At 73.0% G+C, this 23,410-nt stretch carries 19 protein-coding genes and 4 tRNA genes; 9 read left to right on the forward strand and 14 right to left on the reverse strand.

Annotated elements, in window-relative coordinates:
• Positions 1-200: 200 nt before the first annotated feature.
• Complete coding sequence (locus Cus16_RS02095) at positions 201-2,051, forward strand: family 43 glycosylhydrolase (RefSeq protein WP_083263626.1); 1,851 nt, start codon at positions 201-203, stop codon at positions 2,049-2,051.
• A 65-nt stretch (positions 2,052-2,116) separates the two neighbouring features.
• On the opposite strand, the gene Cus16_RS02100 is transcribed toward Cus16_RS02095, so the two are convergent.
• The 3 genes from Cus16_RS02100 to Cus16_RS02110 form a co-directional block, all read right to left on the reverse strand.
• Positions 2,117-2,191 (reverse strand) — tRNA-Val (locus Cus16_RS02100).
• Between the two features lie 15 nt (positions 2,192-2,206).
• Positions 2,207-2,280: transfer RNA gene (locus Cus16_RS02105), tRNA-Cys, on the reverse strand.
• Between the two features lie 82 nt (positions 2,281-2,362).
• Positions 2,363-2,434: transfer RNA gene (locus Cus16_RS02110), tRNA-Gly, on the reverse strand.
• Between the two features lie 471 nt (positions 2,435-2,905).
• Between Cus16_RS02110 and Cus16_RS02115 the strand changes: the two genes are divergently transcribed.
• The 5 genes from Cus16_RS02115 to Cus16_RS02135 all read left to right on the forward strand — a co-directional run bounded on the left by Cus16_RS02115 (position 2,906) and on the right by Cus16_RS02135 (position 9,525).
• Positions 2,906-2,978, forward strand: a tRNA-Val gene (locus Cus16_RS02115).
• 98 nt (positions 2,979-3,076) lie between these two features.
• On the forward strand, positions 3,077-4,594 hold the full coding sequence (locus tag Cus16_RS02120) for a DUF3375 domain-containing protein (protein ID WP_069710936.1): 1,518 nt from the start codon (positions 3,077-3,079) through the stop codon (positions 4,592-4,594).
• Positions 4,591-5,370: a DUF4194 domain-containing protein gene (locus tag Cus16_RS02125; RefSeq protein ID WP_069710937.1), complete on the forward strand. Its 780-nt coding sequence runs from the start codon at positions 4,591-4,593 to the stop codon at positions 5,368-5,370. The genes Cus16_RS02120 and Cus16_RS02125 overlap by 4 nt, the downstream gene beginning before the upstream one ends.
• On the forward strand, positions 5,367-8,732 hold the full coding sequence (locus Cus16_RS02130) for an ATP-binding protein (RefSeq protein ID WP_069710938.1): 3,366 nt from the start codon (positions 5,367-5,369) through the stop codon (positions 8,730-8,732). The genes Cus16_RS02125 and Cus16_RS02130 overlap by 4 nt, the downstream gene beginning before the upstream one ends.
• Before the next feature lie 502 nt (positions 8,733-9,234).
• The gene (locus Cus16_RS02135; RefSeq protein ID WP_083263627.1) at positions 9,235-9,525 is read left to right on the forward strand and encodes a hypothetical protein; all 291 of its coding nucleotides are present in this window, start codon (positions 9,235-9,237) and stop codon (positions 9,523-9,525) included.
• A 202-nt stretch (positions 9,526-9,727) separates the two neighbouring features.
• Here Cus16_RS02135 and Cus16_RS02140 read toward each other — a convergent pair whose 3' ends face one another.
• Entirely contained in the window at positions 9,728-11,191 is a 1,464-nt protein-coding gene (locus tag Cus16_RS02140; protein WP_069710939.1) for a peptide MFS transporter, read from the reverse strand.
• A gap of 209 nt (positions 11,192-11,400) precedes the next feature.
• Here Cus16_RS02140 and Cus16_RS02145 point away from each other — a divergent pair, with 209 nt between their 5' ends.
• The 3 genes from Cus16_RS02145 to Cus16_RS02155 all read left to right on the forward strand — a co-directional run bounded on the left by Cus16_RS02145 (position 11,401) and on the right by Cus16_RS02155 (position 14,726).
• A complete protein-coding gene (locus Cus16_RS02145) occupies positions 11,401-13,506 on the forward strand; it encodes an acyl-CoA dehydrogenase (protein WP_069710940.1) in 2,106 nt (701 codons plus the stop codon).
• An 84-nt stretch (positions 13,507-13,590) separates the two neighbouring features.
• Positions 13,591-14,169, forward strand: a complete 579-nt coding sequence (locus Cus16_RS02150; RefSeq protein ID WP_141718762.1) for a hypothetical protein — start codon at positions 13,591-13,593, stop codon at positions 14,167-14,169.
• Entirely contained in the window at positions 14,166-14,726 is a 561-nt protein-coding gene (locus Cus16_RS02155; RefSeq protein ID WP_069710942.1) for a hypothetical protein, read from the forward strand. Before Cus16_RS02150 ends, Cus16_RS02155 begins: the two co-directional genes overlap by 4 nt.
• A 6-nt stretch (positions 14,727-14,732) precedes the next feature.
• Here the strand turns inward: Cus16_RS02155 and csrA are convergent, their stop codons facing one another.
• From csrA to Cus16_RS02205, 10 genes are read right to left on the reverse strand one after another with little or no spacing between them, the layout of a single operon-like run.
• The gene (gene csrA, locus Cus16_RS02160) at positions 14,733-15,008 is read right to left on the reverse strand and encodes a carbon storage regulator CsrA (protein ID WP_069710943.1); all 276 of its coding nucleotides are present in this window, start codon (positions 15,006-15,008) and stop codon (positions 14,733-14,735) included.
• 4 nt (positions 15,009-15,012) lie between these two features.
• Complete coding sequence (locus Cus16_RS16505) at positions 15,013-16,014, reverse strand: hypothetical protein (protein WP_069710944.1); 1,002 nt, start codon at positions 16,012-16,014, stop codon at positions 15,013-15,015.
• Positions 15,989-18,043, reverse strand: coding sequence for a flagellar biosynthesis protein FlhA (locus tag Cus16_RS02170; protein WP_069710945.1), 2,055 nt, complete (start codon positions 18,041-18,043; stop codon positions 15,989-15,991). The genes Cus16_RS16505 and Cus16_RS02170 overlap by 26 nt, the downstream gene beginning before the upstream one ends.
• Positions 18,040-19,251 carry a flagellar biosynthesis protein FlhB gene (locus Cus16_RS02175; RefSeq protein ID WP_069710946.1) on the reverse strand — a complete coding sequence of 404 codons (1,212 nt, stop codon included), beginning with the start codon at positions 19,249-19,251 and terminating at the stop codon, positions 18,040-18,042. The genes Cus16_RS02170 and Cus16_RS02175 overlap by 4 nt, the downstream gene beginning before the upstream one ends.
• 6 nt (positions 19,252-19,257) lie before the next feature.
• Positions 19,258-20,034 carry a flagellar biosynthetic protein FliR gene (locus Cus16_RS02180; protein ID WP_069710947.1) on the reverse strand — a complete coding sequence of 259 codons (777 nt, stop codon included), beginning with the start codon at positions 20,032-20,034 and terminating at the stop codon, positions 19,258-19,260.
• 2 nt (positions 20,035-20,036) lie between these two features.
• A complete protein-coding gene (locus Cus16_RS02185) occupies positions 20,037-20,309 on the reverse strand; it encodes a flagellar biosynthetic protein FliQ (RefSeq protein ID WP_069710948.1) in 273 nt (90 codons plus the stop codon).
• Positions 20,309-21,076, reverse strand: coding sequence for a flagellar type III secretion system pore protein FliP (fliP, locus tag Cus16_RS02190; protein WP_141718802.1), 768 nt, complete (start codon positions 21,074-21,076; stop codon positions 20,309-20,311). The genes Cus16_RS02185 and fliP overlap by 1 nt, the downstream gene beginning before the upstream one ends.
• A 53-nt stretch (positions 21,077-21,129) precedes the next feature.
• Positions 21,130-21,708 carry a FliO/MopB family protein gene (locus Cus16_RS02195; RefSeq protein WP_069710949.1) on the reverse strand — a complete coding sequence of 193 codons (579 nt, stop codon included), beginning with the start codon at positions 21,706-21,708 and terminating at the stop codon, positions 21,130-21,132.
• A gap of 3 nt (positions 21,709-21,711) precedes the next feature.
• On the reverse strand, positions 21,712-22,419 hold the full coding sequence (fliN, locus tag Cus16_RS02200; RefSeq protein WP_069710950.1) for a flagellar motor switch protein FliN: 708 nt from the start codon (positions 22,417-22,419) through the stop codon (positions 21,712-21,714).
• Complete coding sequence (locus tag Cus16_RS02205) at positions 22,416-23,297, reverse strand: flagellar motor switch protein FliM (RefSeq protein ID WP_069710951.1); 882 nt, start codon at positions 23,295-23,297, stop codon at positions 22,416-22,418. Before Cus16_RS02205 ends, fliN begins: the two co-directional genes overlap by 4 nt.
• Positions 23,298-23,410 lie beyond the last annotated feature (113 nt).

Below are 23,410 nucleotides of genomic sequence, written 5' to 3' on the forward strand. Positions count from 1 at the left end.
GCCCGGGACGAGGGTGGCACCAGGACCGGCTCGACGGAACACCCCTGAGGCATCCGTACGGAACACCGCAACGACCCAGCACCGCACGGTCCTCGTCCGACCGACCGACCCGTCGGTACCGTCCGACCGCGTGCGGCGTACGCTCGCCCACGTCAGCACGCTCCTCGACGACGAGAGCAGGTCACACCGTGCGCCGACCCATGCAAGCGATCCTCACCGTCGCGACGGTCGCGGCGCTCGCCGCCACGTTCCTCCAGGCCGGTGCCGCCACCGCACCCGCGGTCGCCAGCACCACGTCGGCACGTGGTCCGGCCGCGCCGGACCACCAGAACCCCATGACGCTGTCGCTGCCGGACGGGCAGACCGCCGCGAGCTGCGCCGACCCGACGGTCGTCCACGGCGTGGGGCGTGACCGGAACTGGTACCTCTACTGCACCACTGACGCGCTCACCGCGACGGACAAGACCCCCGACGGGTCGCTCGTCCAGCACGTCGTCCCCACGTACCGTTCGACGGACCTGTCCCACTGGACGTACTTCGGTGATGCCTTCACCACGAAGCCGGCATGGGTCGGGGACGCGAACGGCGTCTGGGCACCGGACGTCGTGTACCGCGACGGCCGCTGGTTCCTGTACTACGCGGCGTCGGACACCCCGACGGCGATCGCGCCCACGGGTGGCGGGTCGGCCGTCGGTGTCGCCACGAGCTCGAGTCCGACCGGACCGTGGACCGACTCGGGCGGCCCCGTCGTCGCTCCGCAGGCCGCGCCGAACGGCACCGGGCAGCGATGGGAGTTCGACCCCGAGGTGATCACCGACCGAGGAGCCACGTACCTGTACTTCGGCAGCTACTTCGGCGGGGTGAACGTGCGACGCCTGACCTCGGACGGGCTGCGCTCGGTGCCGTCGAGCGAGCGCGAGATCGCGATCGACAACCGCTACGAGGGCACCTACCTGATGCGCCACGACGGGTGGTGGTACTTCATGGGGTCCGCCACGAACTGCTGCAACGGTGCCCTCACCGGCTACGGCGTCTTCGTCGCCCGGTCCCGCAGCCCGCTCGGTCCCTTCACCGACCGCGACGGTGTCGCGATCACGGCGACCCGGGTCGGCGGCACCCCGCTCCTCGCGCAGAACGGCAACCGCTGGGTCGGCACCGGACACAACACGGTGGTCACGGACCTCGCCGGCCAGGACTGGATCGTGTACCACGCGGTCGACCGCGACGACCCCTACTACGCCGGACAGGGCACCTACACGAAGCGTCCCGTGCTCATCGATCCGCTCGACTGGATCGACGGGTGGCCGGTCGTCCGCGGCGGCGCCGGTCCGTCCGACACCGTGCAGCCCGGACCGGTCGCCCAGCCCGGCGAGCGGCCGACCTACCGACCGAGCCGTGCTGCGACGGACGTACCCGGCCGACTGCTGCGCTCCGCGTCGACGTCCTTCGACGGCTCCTCGCTGCCCTCGACCCTCTCCTGGGTCCGCGAACCCGACCCGGCCACGTGGACCGTCGGCGGCGGGGAGCTGCGCTGGCAGACCCAGGCCGCCGACATCCACCCGCCGACGACACCCCTCGCGTCCGTGCTCGCCGAGCCGGCACCGAGCGGGGACTACGTCGTCGAGACGACGGTCGCGGTGGACACCCCGGCGACCGGCGACGGGGTGAACTACGTGCAGGGCGGCCTCATCGTGTACGGCGACGAGGGCAACTACGTCCGCCTCACCTCGAACTCGATCTTCGACACCCGGCAGACCGAGTTCGGCAAGCAGGTCTCGCCGCAGCCCGCCGGGTCGCCGACCTACGGCAACATGGTCGTCGGACCGGTCGGTGACCGCACCACGCTGCGGATCGTGCACCGCGTGGTCGGCGGCCAGCACCGGTACACGGCGTACACGAGCGACGACGGGCGGCACTTCGTCCGGGGCGGCACGTGGACGGCGGACCTCGGGGCGCACCCGCGCATCGGCCTGATCTCGCTCGGTGGTTCCGGGTTCACGAGCACGTTCGACGACCTGCGCGTGAGCACCGTCCGGAGCGTCCACCGCTGATCCGCGGACACGCGGACACAGCCGCGGAAAACACGAAGACCCCCGGTCTCCCGGGGGTCTTCTCGTGGTGGGCGATACTGGGATCGAACCAGTGACCTCTTCCGTGTCAGGGAAGCGCGCTACCGCTGCGCCAATCGCCCAGAGGAGTGTGGAACTGGAGGTGGGGACGGGATTCGAACCCGCGTGGACGGCTTTGCAGGCCGCTGCCTAGCCTCTCGGCCACCCCACCATCGAGGTTCACGTCTCCGTGAGTACCCGAACGGTGGGATACCCTCTGGTGAGTCGTGGTCGTCCGAGGACTCCCACACTCGAGCGGATGACGAGATTCGAACTCGCGACCCTCACCTTGGCAAGGTGATGCGCTACCACTGCGCCACATCCGCACTTCGAGAGCCCCGCTGATCTTGCCTGGCCGGGCCGCTCCTGTCTGCCCGCTGTCGCGGCGACGAGAAGAACTCTATACGAACCGGGACCCATCCGCCAAAATCCTCCCCGTTCACCGGGCGTGTCCCCCGTGTTCACGCCGATCGGGGCCCTCGGGAGCGCGGGGCGGACGCATGCCGGCGCCCGTTCCTTCCCATGACGACTGCGATGCCGAGCGGGAACGGGCGTACCTGGCGATCCCGATCGACCAGGTGTGCCCGGATCGACCAGGGATGCCCGCTCCGACCAGGCACCCGGACGCCCGGATCGACCAGGCACGCCCACTCCGACCAGGCACCCGGGACGCCCGCCCGCGACGGAGCACGAGCCCGCTCCGACCGCACCCGAGCGACCGCGCCACACCCGGGGCGCACGCCGTGTTCGGTCGAGTGCCGAACGTCCGCTACTATCGACTGGCACGCAAGTGCAGGGGGCGATTGGCGCAGTTGGTAGCGCGCTTCGTTCACACCGAAGAGGTCATCAGTTCGAGTCTGGTATCGCCCACGTGCTCATCCAGAGCCTGAAGAACACCCAACAGGAGCCCGGCGCCCACGCGTCGGGCTCCTGTTGTTTCTCCGATCACACGCACCACCCAAGGACCCATGACCGACGTCGACCTCGAGTTCTCCCGCGTGCGCGCGGTGCTCGACCGCCCGACCCTCCGGCTCATGTCCCGTCCCACGAGCGCCGCCGTCATCGCTGTGTTCCGGACGGTGTTCGACCGCGACGTGCAGTACGTCCCCGCGGACCGGATGCACCTGCAGGTCGAGGAGCACGTCGCCCGGCTGCAGGCCACCGGTGCCCGGGTCCCGGCGAGCGACCAGGCCGAGGGCGACGTCGACGCGCGTCCGAACGGCCGCGCGCTCTGCCGTGACTGGGTCGCGGCGCAGTGGCTCGTCCGCTCGAACTCACCCGACGGCGACGAGCAGTACTCGCTGACGAGCCACGCCCTCGAGGCCCTGAGCCTCGTCGACGCCCTGAGCGCCGACCGTGCCCTGATCAGCGAGAGCCGCCTGGCGATGATCGTCGACGCGGTGCACCGGTGGGCCGCCCGCGCCGAACCCGACCCCGAGGTCCAGGTGCGGCGGCTCGACGCGCAGATCGCCGAGCTGCAGGCCGAGCGTGACCGGCTGGTGCGCGGCGAGGTCGTCGAGGCGGTCGACGACGCCCGGATGCGGGACGGCTACACGAACATCTCGGACCTCATCCGCCAGCTCCCGAGCGACTTCAAGCGCGTCGAGGAGGCGGTCGCGACCATGCACCGCTCCATCGTCGAGGACTTCCGGCAGGAGGTCCGGCCGATCGGCGAGATCCTCGACGACTACCTCGCCCGCACCGACGACCTCATGCAGGCCACGCCCGAGGGCCGCGCCTTCGAGGGAGCCTTCGAGCTGCTGCGCGACGACGCCCTGCTCGTGCGACTCCGCGACGACATCGCCGTGATCCTCGCGCACCCGTTCGCCGAGTCCCTCGGCGCGGGCGAGCGGCGGGCCTTCCGGAACACGGTGAGCATCCTCCGCCAGGGCATCGAGGACGTCCTGGCCCAGCGCCGTCAGCTCACCGCGACCCTCCGCGACCAGATCGTCGCGCACGACGTCGTCCGCGACCGCGAACTCGAGGCCGTCCTCCGGTCGGTGAACCGCGGGCTCGCGGCGTGGATCGACTCCGGGACCGCCCGCGACCGCGTGCCGCTCGGCCTGCTGCCCGCCACCGCCGAGGTCGGCACGCTCCGCGAGCGTCTGCACGACCCCGACAACGACACGGTGCCGCCGCCGATCGAGGAGCCCGACGACGACGTCTTCGAGGAGCTCGACGTCGAGTCGCTCCGTCGGCACGGCGGCCCGCTGCTCGCCGAGCTCCGAGCGGCCCTCGGCAGCGCCCCGGACAGCGCGGCGGCGTTCCACGCCCTCCCGCCGGAGCAGCGCCGTCCCGTCGAGCTCTTCGGCCTCGCGCACCTGCTCACCGGCAACGACGACTTCGAGACGGCCGCGCACGTCGTGCCGCACCGCACGGTGCGTCCCGACGGCGAGACGGTCACCTTCCACATGCCGGTCGCCGCACTGACCCCCGCGCGGCCGGACGACCAGCACGACGACGACAACGGCCTGGAGGCACGGTGAGCGACACGACGCCGGCTCCCGTCGACGAGACGGACCCCGACACCATCGACGCGGCCCCCGCGGACGGCTTCCGGACGGACGACGTGGACGACGAGCGCGACGAGACCAGCTTCGCCCTCTTCGAGGGCGACGAGGGACGGCTCGACGAACCGCAGCGGCGCGCCCTGGTCGCGCTCCTCCGGCACACCTACGTCAGTGCGCGGACGCACGCTGACGAGTGGCGCGCGATCACCGACGGCGAGCACCAACTCCGGTCGCGGCTCAACGACCTGTTCCTCGAGCTGCACGTCGACCGCGACCGCGAGGTCGCGTGGAAGCGCCAGGCCCGCTCGGAGAGCCAGCGCCGCGCGTTCCCGACGCTGCTGCGCGACGTGCCGTACACCCGCGAGGAGACGATCGTCCTCGTCTGGCTGCGCATGCGGTTGCGAGCCGACACCCGTCCCGGCCTCGACCAGGTCGTCGTCGACCGGTCGGAGATCCTCGGGCACGTGTCCGGCTTCCTCCCCGCGACCACCGACCGCACCCGCGACGAGGCCCGGGTCGCGAAGGCCGTCGAGCGCCTCGTCACGGCCCGGATCCTCATCCGCACCACCGACCCCGACCGCTTCCGCGTCGCGAGCGTCGTGGAGGTGCTGCTCCCCCTCGAGCAGCTCCGCGAACTCGACCGCTGGCTGACCAGCGCGACCACCGACCGTGGCGAGCCGACCGACGGCGGCGACCCGGGCCTCCCGGCCGACCCGACCGACACCGACGACGAAGGCGAGACGGACGCATGACCGACACCGCGATCGACGGCTCCGTCATCCCCGCGCTGTTCGACACCGTCGCGCAGTGGCGCGCGGAGTCGATGCAGGTCGTCAACTGGGGCGGCTTCCACGGCCACCGGCACGTCGAGCTGTCCGGCACCGCGACGCTCATCTCGGGCGCCTCGGGCACGGGCAAGTCGACGCTCATGGACGCCTACCTCGCCGTCATGATGCCGTCGGACGTGCCCTTCAACGGGGCCTCGAACGACGCGACGACCGGCCGCGCCCGGAGTGCCGACCAGCGCAACCTGCTGACGTACCTGCGGGGCAAGGTCGACACCCGTCGCGACCCCGAGACCGGTGCACTGCGCGACGTGAACCTCCGCGGCGACGACCAGACCACCTGGGGCGCGGTCGCGGTGACCTTCCGCAACGACGACGAGCGGCGCTTCACCGTGCTCCGCGCCTACCTCGTCCCGAAGCGGGCACGCGGCGTCGGCGACATCCAGATGACGATGGCGACCGTCGACGACACCTTCGACCTGCGCCGGCTCGAGGAGTTCGTGCCGTCGCGGTTCCACCACCTCGAGCTGACCGGCCGGGTGCCGGGGCTCGTCGTGCGCGACACCTACCAGGAGCTCGCGTACACGCTGCAGACGCGGCTCGGCATCGGTGACTCGGGTGGCGGCAACCGGGCGATGCGGCTGCTCGCCCGCATCCAGGCGGGGCAGCACCTGCCCACCGTCGACGCGCTGTACAAGTCGCTCGTGCTCGAGACCCCCGGTACGTACGAGGCCGCCGACCGGGCACTCGCGCACTTCTCCGCGCTCGACGAGGCGTACGAGGCGATGGACACCGAGGAGCGCAAGGTACGCATCCTCTCGCCCATCGTCGGACTGCACGACGAGATCGCCCGCGCGAAGGCGGCCGCCGACGCCCTCGACGGCATCGCCACGGGTGCCGAGGTGTCGCCGTTCGCGCACTGGACCGCCTCGCGGAAGCGCGCGCTGCTCGACGCCGAGGTCGAGCGGAACGGCCGGGAGCGGACGGCGGCACGCGCCGACGTCGCCGCGACCGAGGCACGCCACGGCGCACTGGAGGTCGAGCTCCGGGAGGCCGAGGGACGGCTCCGCGACCAGGGCGGCAACGCCCTCGCCCAGCTCGAGGACCGGATCGACCGCCGCACGCGCGAGCGGGACGTCGTGGCCCGGGCACGGCGGACCTTCGACGAGCGCACGGCGACCCTCGACCTGTCGCTCGCCACCGAGGCCGACTTCACGCGGGCGCAGGGCGCGTCGCACGGGTTCCTCGGGGCGTACGCCGCGGCCCGTTCCGAGCTGGACGACCGACGCGACGCCCTGACCCGCGAGGAGTACCCCCTCCTCGACCGCGAGCGGACCCTCCGGCAGGAGCGCCGGTCGCTCGAGCACCGGCAGGGCGCCATGCCGCTGCCGATGCACGAGGCCCGGCTCGCGATGGCCCGGGCCGCCGGGATCGCCCCGGAGTCGCTGCCCTTCGTCGCCGAGCTCCTCGACGTGCTGCCCGCCGAGGAGCAGTGGCGCACCGCGATCGAGTCCGTCCTGGCCCCGGTGGCCCGCACGCTGCTCGTCGACGCCGACCAGCTCTCGGCCTTCAGTGCCGCGATCGACTCGCTCCAGCTGCCCGTGCGGGTGCAGTTCGAGGGCGTGCCGACGGGGCCGCACCTCGACCTCGACGGCGACCCCGCGATGGTGTCCGGCAAGCTCGCGGTCAAGGACTCGCCGTTCAGCACCTGGGTGCGCGAGCGCATCGAGTCCGACCGGATCGACGCCCGGTGCGTCGCATCGGCCGCCGAGCTGGGCGGCGAGGGTCGTCGGGTGACGCTGTCGGGCCAGCTCCGCGACGGGCGTCGCGGCGCGCACGGTGACCGGCGGCAGTCGAACGTCATCGGCTTCACCAACGAGGCCCGGGTCGCGTCCGTCGAGCAGGAGCTCGCGGCGATCGCGCAGGACCTGACGACGCTCGAGGCCCGCCGCACCGACGTCGCCCAGGACATCGCCGCGCTCGACGCCCTGCGCGCCGCACACCAGCACGTGGTCGACACGACGTGGGACGGCATCGACGTCGTCGGCATCGAGGAGTCCCTCGCCCGGCTCGACGCCGAGCGCCAGGCGCTGCTCGCCGCCGACGACGGCCTCCGCACCCTGCGCGAGTCCGTCGCCCGGCTCCGACGCTCCCTCGACGAGGCGGCCGACCGCCGCGCGGCCGCACGGCTCAGCGTCACCCGGCTCGAGGAGCGCCACGCCGTGCTCGTCGACGGGCAGGACGCCGCGGCCGAGATCCTGGCGCGCTTCGAGGACACCCCGGAGTCGCTGCCGGACGCCGAGCAGTCGCGGCTGCTCACCGAGACGTTCGCGGAGGTCGGCGCCCCCGACGGCATCGACGGCTTCGACGACGCCACCCGCCGGCTGCGCCGACGGCTCGAGGAACGGCTCGCGCAGGCACTCGACGGCGCCGCGGCGGCGTCGACCGCGCTCACGCTGACGTTCCAGCGCTACCAGGACGCGTGGCCCGACCCGAACCTCGGCACCGGGGTCGCCTCGTACCCGGACTACGCCGCCATCCTCGACCAGATCGTCGCGACGGGCCTCCACGCACGCCGCAGCGAGTGGCGTCGTCGGCTGTCGCAGTGGAGCGGCGAGGACCTCGTGCCGCTCGCCGGGGCCTTCGACCGGGCGGTCGTCGAGATCGAGGAGCGGCTCGAACCGGTCAACGAGATCCTCCGCGAGCTGCCCTTCGGTGCGAACCGGGACCGCCTGAAGATCCAGATCCGCCGGGTCACCCGCGAGGACGTCACCGCCTTCCGCCGGGAGCTCCGGGCGCTCTCGGCCTCGGTGGACACCGAGCTCACCGACGACGTGCTCGAGACCCGGTTCCGCCGGCTCCGGCGCTTCATGGCCGTCATCCGGCCCGAGCCCGGTGCCGCCCGCGGGCGCACCACCCAGCGCGACGCCGTGCTCGACGTCCGCCGGCACATGGAGATCACCGCGGTCCGCTACGACACCGAGGGCAACGACCTCGGCGTGTACTCGTCGCTCGGCGACAAGTCCGGCGGGGAGACGCAGGAGCTCGTGGCGTTCATCGTCGGGGCGGCACTCCGCTACCAGCTCGGCGACGAGACCCGGCCGCGGCCCCGCTTCGCGCCGGTGTTCCTCGACGAGGCGTTCATCAAGGCGGACTCGGAGTTCGCGGGGCGAGCCGTGACGGCGTGGCTCCGGCTCGGGTTCCAGCTCGTGGTGAGTGCCCCGCTCGACAAGGTCACCGCGCTCGAGCCGTCGATGGAGCGCCTGCTGTCGATGCGGAAGCACCCCGAGACGGGCCACTCCTCGATCACGGAGATCGCCCGGGCGTAGGGCGGCGCGGCGGGGCCGGGTGGCGGAGGCGGAGCGAGCGGGCAGGATCCGTCACGCTCGACGCAGTCCTCCGACAGAAGCCGCCCGCTCGACGGACCGCGCGCGGCGTGTCCCGCCCATCTGCCGGACGGGAGGCGCGGTGCCAGCCCGCCCCGCGCCTCCCGTCCGTCGCGTCGCCGGTGCCCCGCCGCGGACCAGCGAGCGGGCGATTTCCGTGACGCTCGACGCACCCTGGCGACGGAGAACGCCCGCTCGGCGGACCGGCCGCGGCGCGTCCTGCCCGCTCGCCGGACGGGAGGGGCGGTGCCAGCCCGCCCGGCGCCTCCCGTCCGTCGCGTCGCCGGTGCCACGGCGAGTCCCGGCGAGCGGGCAGGATCCGTCACGCTCGGCGCAGCCTGGCGACAGGGAACGCCCGCTCGGCGGGACGCGCGCGGCGTGTCCTGCTCGATCGCGCGCCCGGCGGTGTGGTGGCGGCGGCGGCGGCGCACGGTACGGTGGGCGCGTGTTCGGACGACGCTCCCCCGGCCCCCGCCCCGACGACTCCGGCGGGCTCGGCATCGGTGCCCTCGTGCAGGTCGTCGCCCTCGAGCACGGCGGCGAGCAGTGGGCGGACGAACCGATCGGGGTGATCGTCGCACCCGGCGGCGTGCAGCTCGGCGGCCTGCAGCGCACGTGGACCGTCGCCTTCGACGAGCCCGCGTACACGCAGGACGGCCGCGGCCCCTTCGAGCGCGCGACCGTCCTGGGTCGTCAGTTGGTGCCGGTCGAACCGGCAGCGGTGGACGAGGCCTAGTACTCCTCGTTGCCGCTCTTGAGCATGGCGGCGACCGCCATGCAGAGGCCCACGCCGCCGAGCACGCCGACGCCGATGATGATGCCTGCGATGAGTTCGAGCATTGTGACTCCTTGCGTTCCGGGGCCGGTGTGGCGGTGGCCGTCCTGGCCGGTGTCCAGGCTACCGGATCACGCCTCCGGCACCTGGACACGACGAGCCGTCAGCGGATGCCGCGCATGAGCCGCAGCACGGGCTTCGCGCAGAGCAGCAGGACGACGCCGACCGCGACCGCGACGAGGCCGAGCACCGTGAAGTAGGGCGCCTCGTTCGTGGGCGAGTAGTACTGCGAGAGCACCCCGGTCGCCGCCGTGCCGAGCGAGACCGAGAGGAAGAACAGCGCCACCATCTGCGTCTGGAAGCGCGGCGGCGCGAGCTTCGTCGCCACGGACTGCCCGACCGGGGACAGCAGGAGCTCGGCGATCGTGAAGACGAGCAGGATCGCGACGAGGGCGAGCAGCGGCGTGCCGTTCTCGCCGGTGCCGGTGAAGGGCAGGAACAGCAGGAACGCGATGCCCATGATGCCGGTGCCGAGCGCGAACTTCGTCGGGGTCGACGGCTGGCGGTCGCCGAGCTTCGTCCAGATCGCCGCGGCGACCCCGGAGAGCACGATGATGAACACCGGGTTGATCGACTGCACCCACGACACCGGCATCTCCCACCCGCCGAGGGACCGGTCCAGGCGCTGGTCGGAGTACTGCGTCACGACGGTGAACTGCTGCTGGTAGAGCGACCAGAAGACCGCGCTCGCGATGAACAGGGGGATGAACGCGAGCACGCGGGAGCGCTCGTCGGCAGTGATGCCGCTGGTGAGGATCACGACGAAGTAGGCGATGGTCGCGACCACGACGACGGCGACCACCACGGTCGGCAGGTTGCCGACGTTCAGCAGACCGGTCAGCACGGCTGCGACGACCACCGCGAGGGCGACGACGACGAGTCCGCCGACGAGCGGCAGGCGACGACGCTCGACCGGGTTCGTGACGTGCCGCACGGACTCGGGCAGCTTCCGGCGGCGGATGCCGTACTGCACGAGGCCGGCGGCCATGCCGACCGCGGCGAGGCCGAAGCCGAAGTGGAACCCGAGCGTCGACTGCAGCAGGCCGGTGAGGAGGGGGCCGGCGAACGCGCCGAGGTTGACGCCGAGGTAGTAGAGCGAGAAACCGGCGTCCCGTCGCGGGTCGTCGCGGCTGTAGAGGCCGCCGACGATCGTCGTCGCGGTGGCCTTGAGCCCGCCGGACCCGAGGGCGATGAGCACGAGCCCGACCCCGACCCCGGTCACGCCCGGGATGAGCGCGAGCGCGATGTGCCCGGCCATGACCACGACGGCGCTGCCGAACAGGGTCCGGTCGGCACCGATCAACCGGTCGGCGACCCAGGCCCCGATGATCGTGAAGAGGTACACGGCTCCGCCGTACGCGCCCATGATGCCGTTCGCGATCCCCTCGTCGATGCCGAGACCGCCGCGCGTGACGGTGTAGTACATGTAGATGAGGACGATGCCCTGCATCCCGTAGAACGAGAACCGCTCCCAGAGCTCCACCGCGAAGGGCGTCGACAGCTCGAAGGGCTGCCCGAAGAAGGTGCGTGGCTGCGCCGGAGCGCTCGCCGGGGTGGTGCGGGACATCCCTCCATCGTGCCCCGCCCCACCGCCGACGGGCCAATCGGGTCGGGGTCCGCACAACCCGGCTCCGGCGGGTCTTGGAGGGTTCCCACGACCGTGGTCGGGGTCCGCCCGTCCCGCTTGTGCACCCGCACGGCGTTCGACGAACACACGGTCGCAGTGCCTAGCGTGTGGAGTGCAACACGGTCAGCGCAGTCCAGGAAGGCTCCCCCATGGTCGACACCGCTCCCGCACACCTCACCTCGACGCCCGCGGCCGAGGCCCCCGACGCCGACGCCACCGGCGACGCGGCGGCGGGCACCCCGGTCGGCGCGACGGACACCGACGTCCACATCGACACGACGCTGCTCGGCGAGCTCCTGCTCGGACGCTGGGCCGAGGACCGCCGGATCTCCCGTCGGCTCACCCTCGACCCGGGCCTGCACAAGATCGAGGGCCAGCCGGTCCCCGAGCACCGCGCCCGCACGCTCGAGCAGCTCCGCGTGCTCGTCGACGCGGGGGCGATCCAGCGGCCGTACCCGACCGAGTTCGGCGGTCAGGAGAACCACGGCGGCAACCTCGCGGCGTTCGAGGAGCTGACGACGGCGGACCCCTCGCTGCAGATCAAGGCGGGCGTGCAGTGGGGCCTGTTCGGCTCCGCCGTCCACCACCTCGGCACCGAGCGCAACCACCGGGAGTTCCTGCCCGGCATCATCCGGTTCGACGTGCCCGGCTGCTTCGCGATGACCGAGACCGGGCACGGCTCGGACGTCCAGAGCATCGCCACGACCGCCACCTACGACGCGGCGACGCAGGAGTTCGTGGTCCACACGCCGTTCCGCGGCGCGTGGAAGGACTACATCGGCAACGCCGCGCTGCACGGCCGGGCGGCCGTCGTGTTCGCGAAGCTCGTCACGCAGGGCGTCGACCACGGCGTGCACGCGTTCTACGTCCCCCTGCGCGACGACGCGGGTGCGTTCCTGCCCGGCGTCGGCGGCGAGGACGACGGCGTCAAGGGCGGCCTGAACGGCATCGACAACGGCCGCCTGTGGTTCGACCACGTGCGGGTCCCCCGGACGAACCTGCTGAACCGCTACGGCGACGTCGCCGAGGACGGCACGTACAGCTCGCCGATCGCCTCGCCCGGTCGTCGGTTCTTCACCATGCTCGGCACGCTCGTGCAGGGGCGGGTGTCGCTCGACGGTGCCGCGGTCGTGGCGCAGAAGCTCGCGCTGCAGATCGCGCTGACGTACGCCGCGGAGCGTCGGCAGTTCCCGACCGGTGGCGGTGACGAGGGCGTCCTGCTCGACTACGGGCGCCACCAGCGTCGACTGATCCCGCGCCTGGCCACGGTGTTCGCGCAGTCGTTCGCGCACGAGCAGCTCCTGCAGACGTTCGACGACGTCTTCAGCGGACGGAAGGACACGCCGGAGCGCCGCGAGGACCTCGAGACCCAGGCGGCGGCGTTCAAGTCGATGTCGACCTGGTCGGCGCTCGACACCCTGCAGGAGTGCCGCGAGGCCTGCGGCGGGGCCGGCTTCCTCGCCGAGAACCGCCTGACCGGGCTCCGTGCGGACCTCGACGTCTACGTGACCTTCGAGGGCGACAACACGATCCTGCTGCAGCTGGTCGGGAAGCGACTGCTCACCGACTTCCGCGCCCGGGCTCCGCGCGACGCCGCATCGACCGCGCGGTTCGTGGCCGCCCAGGCCGCGTCGAAGCTCGCGGACGCGTCCGGCCTGCGACGACTCGGGCAGACCGTCGCCGACCGCGGGTCCCTCGCGGCGAGCGTCAGCGACCTGCAGGACCCGCGCACGCAGCGCGCCCTGCTCGCCGGCCGCGTCGACACGATGGTCGCCGAGATCGGCATGCGCCTGGCCTCGGCGGGCAAGGACCGCGCCCGCGCCGCGAAGCTGCTGAACCGCTCCCAGCACGAGCTCATCGAGGCCGCGAAGGCGCACGCCGAGCTCATGCAGTGGGACGCCTTCACCGAGGCCATCGAGTCGGTCGCCCCCGGGGACACCCGCCGTGTCCTGGTCTGGCTCCGTGACCTGTTCGCCCTCGGGCTGCTCGAGCAGCACCTCGACTGGCACCTCCTGCACGGTCGGCTCACGGCGCAGCGCGCCCGTGCGGTCTCGGCCTACGTCGACCGCCTCGTCGCCCGGATCCGTCCGGTCGTGCCGCAGCTCGTCGAGTCGTTCGGCTACGCCCCGGAGCACGTCCGCGCGCCGATCGCCCTCGGCGAGGAGCGTGCCCGGCAGGAGGAGGCCGCCGCCTGGTTCGCGGCCGAGGCAGCAGCGGGACGGCTGCCCGAGCAGGAGAAGAAGCCGCGGCCGTGATCAACCCCGGAGGGTTGATACCGCCGGAATCAACCTTGTAGGGTTGACGGTGGAGGCGATGTGTACGCGGTGACGGTGGACCAGGTGGGGAGTCGCTCGGACGACGACCGTGTCGAGACGGCGATGCGCTCGGTCCGCGACGTCGTCCGCGACCGGTTCGTCCTCGCACCCGAACGCACGGCGGGCGACGAGTTCCAGTTCCTGCTCGACGACGCGGCCGCCGCGCTCGACGTCGTCCTCGCCCTGTCGCGTGCGGGCGGCTGGAGCGTCGGCGTCGGCATCGGGGACGTCGAGGAACCGCTCCCGGAGTCGACGCGGGCGGCCCGGGGCGAGGCCTTCGTCCGGGCGCGCGACGCGGTCGAGCGTGCGAAGGAGGTCCCCGAGCACGTGGCGCTCGAGGTGGCGGGTGACCGGCGCCTCCGCACGGCCGACGTCGAGCCGCTCGTCGCCCAGACCGTCCGGGCGCGCGAGCGCCGGTCCCCCGAGGGCTGGGAGCTGGCCGACCTCGTGCGCGACGGCCACTCGCGGACCGAGGCCGCGCGACTGCTCGGGATCACCCCGCAGGCGGTCGCGAAGCGGTGGACCGCCGCGGACCTCCGCTCGGACGACGCCGTCCACGCGGCCCTCGTGCGCCTGCTCGCCGAAGCGGACCAGCCCGCATGACGCCCTGGATCGTCGGGTCGGTCGTCCTGTTCGTCGTCGCCGTCTTCAGCGTCGTGCACCGCGTGCCGCCGCTCGTCCGGGCCGTCCCGGCGCTCGTCGCCGTCGTCGTCGTGCTGGGCGGGCACCTGCTCGAGCTCGTCCCCGCCGCCCCCACGACGGCCGTCCGCGTGCTCGCCGTCACCGCCGTCGCGGCCGTCGGGGTGCTCGCGGGCAGTGCCGTCACCGGGGCCGTCCTGACGCTGGCGGTCCGCGACGGGGTCGAACGCGGTCCGCACGGGGGCATCCTCGTCTCGCGTGCCGACGAGCCGGCCGTCGCGCGCCGCCGTCCCGAGGTGCTCCGAGGCGGTGCCGCGATCGGCTTCCTCGAACGCTTCGCGGTCGTCGGCGCCGTGCTGGTCGGTCGGCTCGAGATCGTCGCCGCGGTGATCGCGGTCAAGGGCCTCGGGCGCTTCAGCGAACTCGACTCGGCGGAGGCGCGGGAACGGTTCATCGTCGGCACGCTCACCAGCATCTGCTGGGCGGGCCTCGCCGCCTGGGCGGCGATCGGTCTGCGGTAGACCGGATCAGGCGTCGTCGCGGCGCCGACGCTCACCGAGCGCGGCACGCAGGCGCGCCTCGGCGTCGTCCGCCCCGACCGACCCGGTCCCGCTCGCGGCGGCCGCAGCGGCCTCGGCGTTCGCCTCGATCACGGCGCGGACGACCTCCTCGCGCTGGATCTTCACCCCGCGCGGCGCGTCGATGCCAATCCGGACGCCGTCGCCGCGGCTGTCGAGCACCGTGATGACGATGTCGTCACCGACGAGGATCCGCTCGCCGACCTTCCGCGTGAGTACCAGCACCCCGTCAGCCTAGCGACAGGACGGGCACCCCCATCAGGTGCACCGACTCCGGCGTGGCGGTCTCCCCCGCCCCGATCGCGACGACACCGGCGACCGTGGTCCTCGCGGCGACCGCGGCGACCATGCTCCGCGTGTCCTCGGGCTTCCGTCCGACGTCGACGACGACCCACACCTGGTCGGCCGCCAGCCCCTCCGTCGTGGCCGCGTCGTCCCAAGCGGCGACCCCGAGCAGCGCGTGGCCGTTCCGGACCCCGTCGGCGCGCGCGAGGATGCCCGACCGCCGGTCCGCGGCGTCGGTCGGGCGCAGGCCGTACCGTCCGGCGAAGACGCCGGCCGCCGCGTCGACGTCCGTCGGCCGTCCCACCAGCAGGACGAGGTCGCCGTCCGCGGCGAGCACGGCCGGCAGCGGAAGCACGGCCGGCAGCGGGAGCACGGCCGGCACCGGGAGCGCCTGCACCGGGAGCGCCGTCGGGACCGGCGGGACGGGCAGCACCGGCGGCAGGGCGGTGACCACCGGCACGTCCGTCACGGGCGCGGTGACCGGCACCGCGCCTCCCGGCAGCTCCGTCCCGTCCTGGAGGCGCGCCCCACCCCCGTCCACCCGGCCCGCGTCGGCGACGGCCCGGTCGGGGCGCGGGGCGCCCGTCGTGATCCCGTCCGCCGCGAAGCCGTCGAGCACCGACGCGAACGCGTCGGCCCGCGTCGTCGCCGTGCCGTCGCCCGCGGCGATCCGCGCCTCGGCGGCCTCGGCGTCGGCGAGGAGCGCCGCGATGCCGACGCGCACGACCGGCCCGTCCGCGATCGCGACGCGTGCGGTCGGCGGGTCGAGCGGGTCCGGGACCTCGACGACGGCCTCGACGTGCGACCGCCGGAACATCCCCCCGATGCCGGGCGACGTGACGCGCTCGGCGGAGACGATGCGGGCGCCGGCACCGAACTCGGCCCGGACGGCGTCGCGCACCGCCTCGAGCGTCGGGCCCTCACGCAGCGATCGGATCGGCGGCACGGACCACCCCCACGGTCTCGATGGTGGAGCCCGCTGCGGTGGCCTCCTGGTACGACAGCACGGGCAGCCCGTTCGCCTGCGCCGACACCATCCGGTGCACGGCGGGGCGGAGCTGCGGCGCGCAGACGAGGACGGCGGACAGGCCCTGCTCCTCGACGCTGCGGACGGCGTCGCGGAGCGAGCCGAGCACCTGCTCGATGCGGTGCGCGTCGAGCACGATCTGGCTGCCCTGCTCGGACGGGCGGAGTCCCTCGAGCATGGCCTGCTCGAGCAGCGGGTCGATCATGATGACCCGGAGCGTCCCGGCCTCGGCGTGCCGCGCGGGCAGCGCCGGACCGAGGGCGGCACGGGCGGCCTCGACGAGGCCCTCCGGGTCGGTGGAGACCTTCGCGCGGAGCGTCAGCGCCTCGCAGATGCGGCCGAGGTCGTTGATCGGCACGCGCTCGACGAGCAGCCCCTGCAGGACGCGCTGGACCTCGGCGAGGGAGAGCATGCCGGGCACGAGCTCCTCGACCGCCGCGGGGTTGACCTGCTTGACGCCCTCGGTGAGCACCTTGACGTCCTCGCGGGTGAGCAGTCGGGCGGCGTTGTCGCCGATCACGGCCTGCAGGTGCGTGACGAGCACGGAGACGCGGTCGATGACGGTCGCGCCGGTCATCTCCGCGGCGTGCCGGAGCTCGGCGGGCACCCACTTGCCGGCGAGGCCGAACACCGGCTCGACGGTGACGGCGCCGGGGAGCCCGTCGAGCTGGTCGCCGAGCGCCAGGACGCTCCGGGCCGGTGCGGTGCCCCGACCGGCCTCGACGCCGGCGATGCGGATCGCGTAGGTCGACGGCGGGAGCTCGATGCTGTCCCGGGTGCGGACCGGCGGCACGACGATGCCCATGTCGACGGCGATCTTCCGCCGGAGCGCGCGGACCCGGCCGAGGAGGTCGTCGGACGAGCCGGACACCATGTCGACGAGGTCGGGGGCGAGCAGGATCTCGAGGGCGTGCACGCGCATCTGCTCGAGGAGGTCCTCCGGCGAGTCCGACGAGGGCGCGGCGGCCTCGAGGGCCTGCTGCTGGGCGGCGGCCGCCTCCCGCTCCTTCGCCTGCCGCGACAGCCGCCAGCCGGCGAACAGGAGCCCGGCGCCGATGAGCAGGAACGGCACGATCGGCATGCCCGGGATGAAGCCCATCGCGATCGCGGCGACACCGGCGATCATCAGCGCGTTCCGCGACTGCGTGAGCTGCGTCGTCGCGGAGGCACCGATCTCGGTCTCCGCGCCGGACCGCGTGACGATCATGCCGGTCGACACCGCCATGAGGAGCGCGGGGATCTGCGTGACGAGGCCGTCGCCGATGGTCAGGATGCCGTACTTCGACAGCGCGTCGGTGACCGAGAGCCCGTTCTGCAGCATGCCGATCGCGATGCCGCCGACGAGGTTGATGACGATGATGAGGATGCCGGCGATGGCGTCGCCCTTGACGAACTTCGACGCACCGTCCATCGCGCCGTAGAAGTCGGCCTCGGCGGAGACGGCCGCGCGGCGTTCCTTGGCCTCGGCGTCGGTGATGAGTCCGGCGTTCAGGTCGGCGTCGATCGCCATCTGCTTGCCGGGCATCGCGTCGAGGGTGAAGCGGGCGCCGACCTCGGCCACGCGCTCGGCGCCCTTCGTGACGACGACGAACTGGATGACGACGAGGATGAGGAAGACGACCGAGCCGATGATGATCGACCCCGACACGGCGACGTGCCCGAACGCCTGGATGACGTCGCCGGCGAAGCCCTCGCCGAGCACCAGGCGGGTCGACGCCACGTTGAGGCCGAGGCGGAAGAGCGTCGCGACGAGCAGCAGCGACGGGAACACCGAGAAGTCGAGCGGCTTCTTCACGAACAGCGTCGTGAGGAGGATCACCAGCGCCAGCAGGATGTTCAGGATGATGAGCACGTCGAGCAGGAACGACGGCACCGGCAGGATCAGCAGCAGGACGATGCCGACGATGAAGACCGGGACGGCGAGCTTGGGGAGGTCCTTGCGGTTCATGCGGGTGCCCCTTCGGTGGACGGGCTGGTGGAACGGTCGGTGGGACGGGGTGCGCGGAGGCGCCGCGGGCGGGCGTCGCCGCTCAGCGTGGCGGGGTCGAGCACGGTGGCGACCTCGTCGGGCGTCGTCGGGCGCGGGGCCGCGTGCGTGCCGGACGCGGCACCGCGGGCCTTGAGGGTCATCACGAAGGACAGGACGCGGGCGACGGGCGTGTAGAGGTCGACCGGGACCTCCTGCCCGAGGTCGCACGCGGCGTGCAGCGCACGGGTGAGCGGGACGTCGCGGACGATGGGCACCCGGCACTCCTCGGCCTTCGCGCGGATGACGTCGGCGACCGGACCGGCGCCCTTCGCCGTGACGCGGGGAGCCGACTTCCCGGGCTCGTACCGGAGCGCGACGGCGAAGTGCGTCGGGTTCGTCATCACGACGTCGGCGTCACCGATCGCCGCGACCATCCGGTTGCGGCTCATCGCGAGCTGTCGGGAGCGTCGCTGGGACTTCACGAGCGGGTCGCCGTCGGTGCGCTTCGACTCGTCCTTGACCTCCTGCTTCGTCATCATCGTGCGCTTGCGGTTGCGGCGCACGACGACGAGCACGTCGATCGCGGCGAGCAGCAGACCGGCCGCGACGGCGGCGCGGAGCAGGGTGCCGGCGCCTCCCTTCGCCGCGTCGAGCACGGACGACAGCGGCAGGGAACCGCTGGACATGAGGACCGGGACGAGCGACTGCACGGCGAACCAGAGCACGAGGCCGACGACCGCGGTCTTCAGCAGGGCCTTGACGCCGTTCCAGAGCGCCTGCACGCCGAACACGCGCTTCACACCGGCCACCGGGTCGAAGTGGTCCGGCTGCGGGGCCATCCGTCGGAAGTGCACGCCGCCCTGCGCGACCGAGACCGCCGCGACGGCCACCGCGACGACGGCGAGCATCGGGCCGATCGTCCCGCCGATCGAGGCGAGCGCGTCGGCGAGGGCCTCGCGCACGGCCGGCACCGTCGGGTCGGCGATCACCCGCTGCACCACGCGGAGCTGCTGCTCACCCGCACCGGCGGCACTGCCGATCGTCGCGGGCATGACGAGCGCCGCCACCGCGATGCCGATCCAGGCGCTGAGGTCCTGCGACCGGCCGAGCTGCCCCTTGCGGTGCACCTCGCGCATGCGCTGCTGGGTCGCCTGCTCGGACCGCTCGCCGCTGCCACCGTCGGACACGTCGCCTCACCCCCGCCCGGTGATCGCGGCCACCGCGTCGCCCGTGAGCGAGGACACGACGGCCGGGAGGGCCATGAAGAGCGCACCGGCGAACACCACGGTCAGCCCGATCTTGATCGGGAAGCCCATCTGGAAGGCGTTCAGCGCGGGGGCGACACGGGTGAGCAGACCGAGCCCGACGTCGGCGAGGAAGAGCACCACGACGAGCGGCCCGGCGATCTGCAGGGCGGACAGGAACATCTGCCCCGCCGCCGCGACCAGGACGGACGCGAAGCCGCCGAGCGCGAAGGTGCCCGGGCTGCCGTCGGCGGTGACGAGGGGCACGGCGTCGAACGACCGCACGAGCCCGGCGACGATGAGCTGGTACCCGCCGCTGGCGAACAGGAGCGCGAGCGAGGCCATCTGGAACAGGCGGGTGAACTGCGCACCGTTGACCTGCGACTGCGGGTCGTACGCCTGCGCGAGGGTGAAGCCGCCGAACAGGTCGACGAGCCCGCCCGCGGACTGCACGGCCGCGAACACCAGGTAGACGAGGAAGCCGAGGCCGAGCCCGACGACGAGCTGGGTGAGCAGGGCGAGCAGGAAGCCGGCCGTGTCGAGCGACGTGTAGCCGAGCCCGACGCGGGGCGCGACACCGATCGCCAGGCCGAGCCCGAGGATGATCTTCACGGTGCCGGGGAACGCCTTGTACGCGAACGGCGGCGCGATAACGAAGAAGGCGACGAGGCGCACGCCGGTGAGCATCGTGGCCTCGATCCGGTCCGCGTCGATGACGAGGTCCACGGCTAGGTCCCCAGCAGCTTCGGGATCATGTCGAAGGCGACGTGGGTGAACGCCACCATCTCCGCGATCATCCAGTTGCCGCAGACGACGAGCGCGATCGCGACGGCGACGGCCTTCGGCACGAACGAGAGCGTGACCTCCTGGATCTGCGTGACCGACTGGAACAGCGAGATCGCGAAGCCGACGACGAGCGACGTGACGAGCACCGGCGCCGCGAGCTTCGCCGACACCAGGAGCGCCTGGAGGGTGAGGTCGATGACCGCCTGCTGGTTCATCAGCGCACCACCTGGTAGCTCTCGATGAGGGACGTGATGATGAGTCCCCACCCGTCGACGAGCACGAACAGCAGGATCTTGAACGGCAGCGAGATCATCACCGGCGGGAGCATCATCATGCCCATCGACATGAGCGCCGCGGAGACGACGAGGTCGATCACGAGGAACGGGATGAAGATGACGAACCCGATGATGAATGCGCTCCGCAGCTCGGAGATGACGAACGCGGGGATGACGGTGGTCATCGGGACGGCGTCCAGGTCCTTCGGGTTCGCCTGACCGGCGGCGCGGGTGATGAGCGCGACGTCCTCCTCGCGCGTCTGGTGGAGCATGAACGTCCGCAGCGGCTTCGTGCCGACCTCGACCGCCTTCGCGAAGTCGATGTGCCCCGCCAGGTAGGGCTGCAGGGCGTCGTCGTTGATGTGCCCGAGGACCGGCGCCATCACGAACAGCGACAGGAACAGCGCCAGTCCCGCGATCACCTGGTTCGGCGGGATGCCCTGGAGGCCGAGGGCGTTCCGGGTCATCGCCAGCACGACGAAGATCTTCGTGAACGACGTCATCATGAGCAGCAGGGCCGGGGCGACGCTCAGCAGCGTGATGCCGAGCAGGGTCACGATCGCGGACGACGGCGCGCCGTCGGGGCCGTTCACGCTGACGCTGAAGTCGCCGTTCGTCGGGGCCGTCGGCGTCGCGGGTGCGGTCGGTGCGGTGACACCGGCGGCGTGCGCACCGCCGGCGGTGAGGAGCAGGAAGCCGGCGACCATCGCCAGCCCGAGGACGACGAGGGTGAGGGTGCGGCCGGTCCGCAGCGCGGCCGTCACCCGGCCCGCCGGCCCCGGAGCGCGGCCGCGGCCTGCCGCCACGTGTCCGCGGACAGGACGGAGCCATGCAGCTGCTGCGCGGTGGGCACGACGGCGCGGCCGGGGCGGCGGGCCGATCCGCGGGGGCGCATGGGCAACGGCGTCGCCGTGTCGGCCGGGAGGACCGTGGCGGCCCGGTCCTGCCGCTCCAGTTCCGCGCCGAACCGGTCGGCGGACGGGGCCGCGGGTGCGGGCTCGGGCGCGACGGGTGCGACGGGTGCGACGGTCGGCAGGACGACCGGACCGGTGACGATGCTGAGCTCGGGGGCCGGGGTCGGGCCGCTCCGCAGCAGCGAGACGCTCTGCTCGGAGACGCCGAGCACGAGGCGCTCGCCCTCGACGTCCACGACGACGACGCTGGCCTTGCCGCCGATGCCCTGGCGACCGACGACCTCGACCGCGGCGGACCGACGACCGCGGCCCTTCGCCGCGGCCCCGAGGCCGCCCTTCGTCGCGCGACGGTGCAGCACCCACATCAGGGCGAGCACGACGCCGAGCGAGACGGCGACCCGGAGGGCCATCCAGAGGGTGTCCACGGATCAGACCGTCTCGGCGACGTCGAGGATCTTGGTGATGCGGACCGCGTAGTCCTGGTCGACGACGACGACCTCGCCGTGCGCGATGAGCCGGCCGTTCAGGAGGACGTCCGCGGGGGCGCCGGCGCTCCGGTCGAGCTCGACGACGGCGCCGGGCTCCATGCCGAGGACGTCGCGGACCGACATCCGGGTGCGCCCGATCTCGACCGTCAGGGTCATCTCGACGTTGTTGATCCGGCCGAGGTTGCCGGTGGGCAGCGCCCCCGCGACCGCCGGTGCCGACACGGTGCCGTTCTCGCGGACCCGGATGCCGAACCAGCCCCCGGCGACGCCGCCGGCGGTGAGCTCGAAGACCACCGTCTCGGGGTCGGCGAACAGGGACGCGGCGGACTCCCGCCGGGCGTCGCCGAGCACCCCGACGCCGAGCACGCCGGCGGCGGCCTCGAGCGACGGACGGAGCACGTCAGTCACGTCGACCAGGGCGGCGTCGGCACCACCGGCGGCGACGACCGCGGCGAGGTCGGTGAGGACCAGCGCGAGGTCCGCGGAGAGCCCGCCGACGAACGACGCGACCACGCCGTCCACCGCGGCCTCGAGGGCGACGGGAGCCGCGCCTCCCGGCAGGAGGACGGCGGTCAGCGGGGCGGCCGTCGGGAGCTGCGCCGCGAGCGACTCGGCCGCGGTGGCGTGGAGGGTGGTGGTGGCGCTCATGCGTGCTGCTCCGGATCGGTGGTGGTGACGACGATGCCGGCGAGGCACGAGCCGTTCGCGCCGACGGCGGCGGTGCCGACGGGTTCGCCGTCGACCGCGATGGTGAGGGGGCGGTGCTGCGGGTGCGGCAGCGGCAGGACGTCGCCGACGGCGAGCCGGAGGACCTGCGTCGGCAGGACCGCGGCCGGCGCGAAGTGCAGGCTGACGCCGACGGGCACGTTCGCGAGCTGGGCGTCGAGCAGGACCTTCGCGTCGGCGGCGGAGACGCTCGTGGTGTCCTCGCCGAGCTGCGGGAGCACCGCCTCGGCGGGCAGCGCGAGCGTGCCCGGCGCCACGCGGTCGCCGACGCGGATCGAGAAGGACGCCACGATCATCAGGTCGCCCTTCTGCGCGGCCTGGGCGAACTGGCTGTTGAACTGGAAGCCACCGGTCGTGACGTCGTGCGCGAGGAGGCCGCCGAACGAGTACCGGAGGTCGTCGAGGGCGTCCTCGACGATCTTGCGGACGAGGGCCTGCTCGATGGGGGTGAAGGTGCGCTCCGGGGTCGGCAGCGGCTTCGACGCGCCGAGCGCGTGCGACACCCACGTGAGCGCGGCGTCGAGCGGGACCTGCAGCACGCCCTTCGGAGCCGTCTCCGCGATCGGCAGCAGCACCATGCCGGTCAGGGCGGGCAGGGAGGCGGCGTACTCGTCGTACGTCGTGAGCTCGACCTGCTCGCACGTGACCTGGCTGACGGCGCGCACCTTGGCCGTGAGCTGCGTGCCCCACTGGCGTGCGAACGTCTCGAACGCGAGCTCGAGGACCCGTGCGTGCTCGCGGGCGAGCGTCGACGGGCGCGCGAAGTCGTACACCTCGGGCGCGGGCAGGGTCTCGGTCACGGGTGCGTCTGTCGGCCGCTGTGCATCGGCCGTCAGTGCTGTACCCCGTACTGGGGCGGTGGCGACACGGGTGCCGGTACCGCCCCGACGCGCGGCGCGGCGGGGTGGGAACG

Origin of the sequence: Curtobacterium sp. ER1/6 (assembly GCF_001742745.1) — a bacterium.
Taxonomy (GTDB): domain Bacteria; phylum Actinomycetota; class Actinomycetes; order Actinomycetales; family Microbacteriaceae; genus Curtobacterium; species Curtobacterium citri.

What these genes read in the sequence shown, in the direction of transcription:
- Cus16_RS02095 (WP_083263626.1), top strand. Translation starts at nt 201, where the DNA reads ATGCAAGCGATCCTCACCGTCGCGACGGTCGCGGCGCTCGCCGCCACG.
- Cus16_RS02120 (WP_069710936.1), top strand. Translation starts at nt 3,077, where the DNA reads ATGACCGACGTCGACCTCGAGTTCTCCCGCGTGCGCGCGGTGCTCGAC.
- Cus16_RS02130 (WP_069710938.1), top strand. Translation starts at nt 5,367, where the DNA reads ATGACCGACACCGCGATCGACGGCTCCGTCATCCCCGCGCTGTTCGAC.
- Cus16_RS02140 (WP_069710939.1), bottom strand. Translation starts at nt 11,191, where the DNA reads ATGTCCCGCACCACCCCGGCGAGCGCTCCGGCGCAGCCACGCACCTTC.
- Cus16_RS02145 (WP_069710940.1), top strand. Translation starts at nt 11,401, where the DNA reads ATGGTCGACACCGCTCCCGCACACCTCACCTCGACGCCCGCGGCCGAG.
- Cus16_RS02155 (WP_069710942.1), top strand. Translation starts at nt 14,166, where the DNA reads ATGACGCCCTGGATCGTCGGGTCGGTCGTCCTGTTCGTCGTCGCCGTC.
- Cus16_RS02170 (WP_069710945.1), bottom strand. Translation starts at nt 18,043, where the DNA reads ATGAACCGCAAGGACCTCCCCAAGCTCGCCGTCCCGGTCTTCATCGTC.
- Cus16_RS02185 (WP_069710948.1), bottom strand. Translation starts at nt 20,309, where the DNA reads ATGAACCAGCAGGCGGTCATCGACCTCACCCTCCAGGCGCTCCTGGTG.
- fliP (WP_141718802.1), bottom strand. Translation starts at nt 21,076, where the DNA reads ATGGTCGCCGGCTTCCTGCTCCTCACCGCCGGCGGTGCGCACGCCGCC.
- fliN (WP_069710950.1), bottom strand. Translation starts at nt 22,419, where the DNA reads ATGAGCGCCACCACCACCCTCCACGCCACCGCGGCCGAGTCGCTCGCG.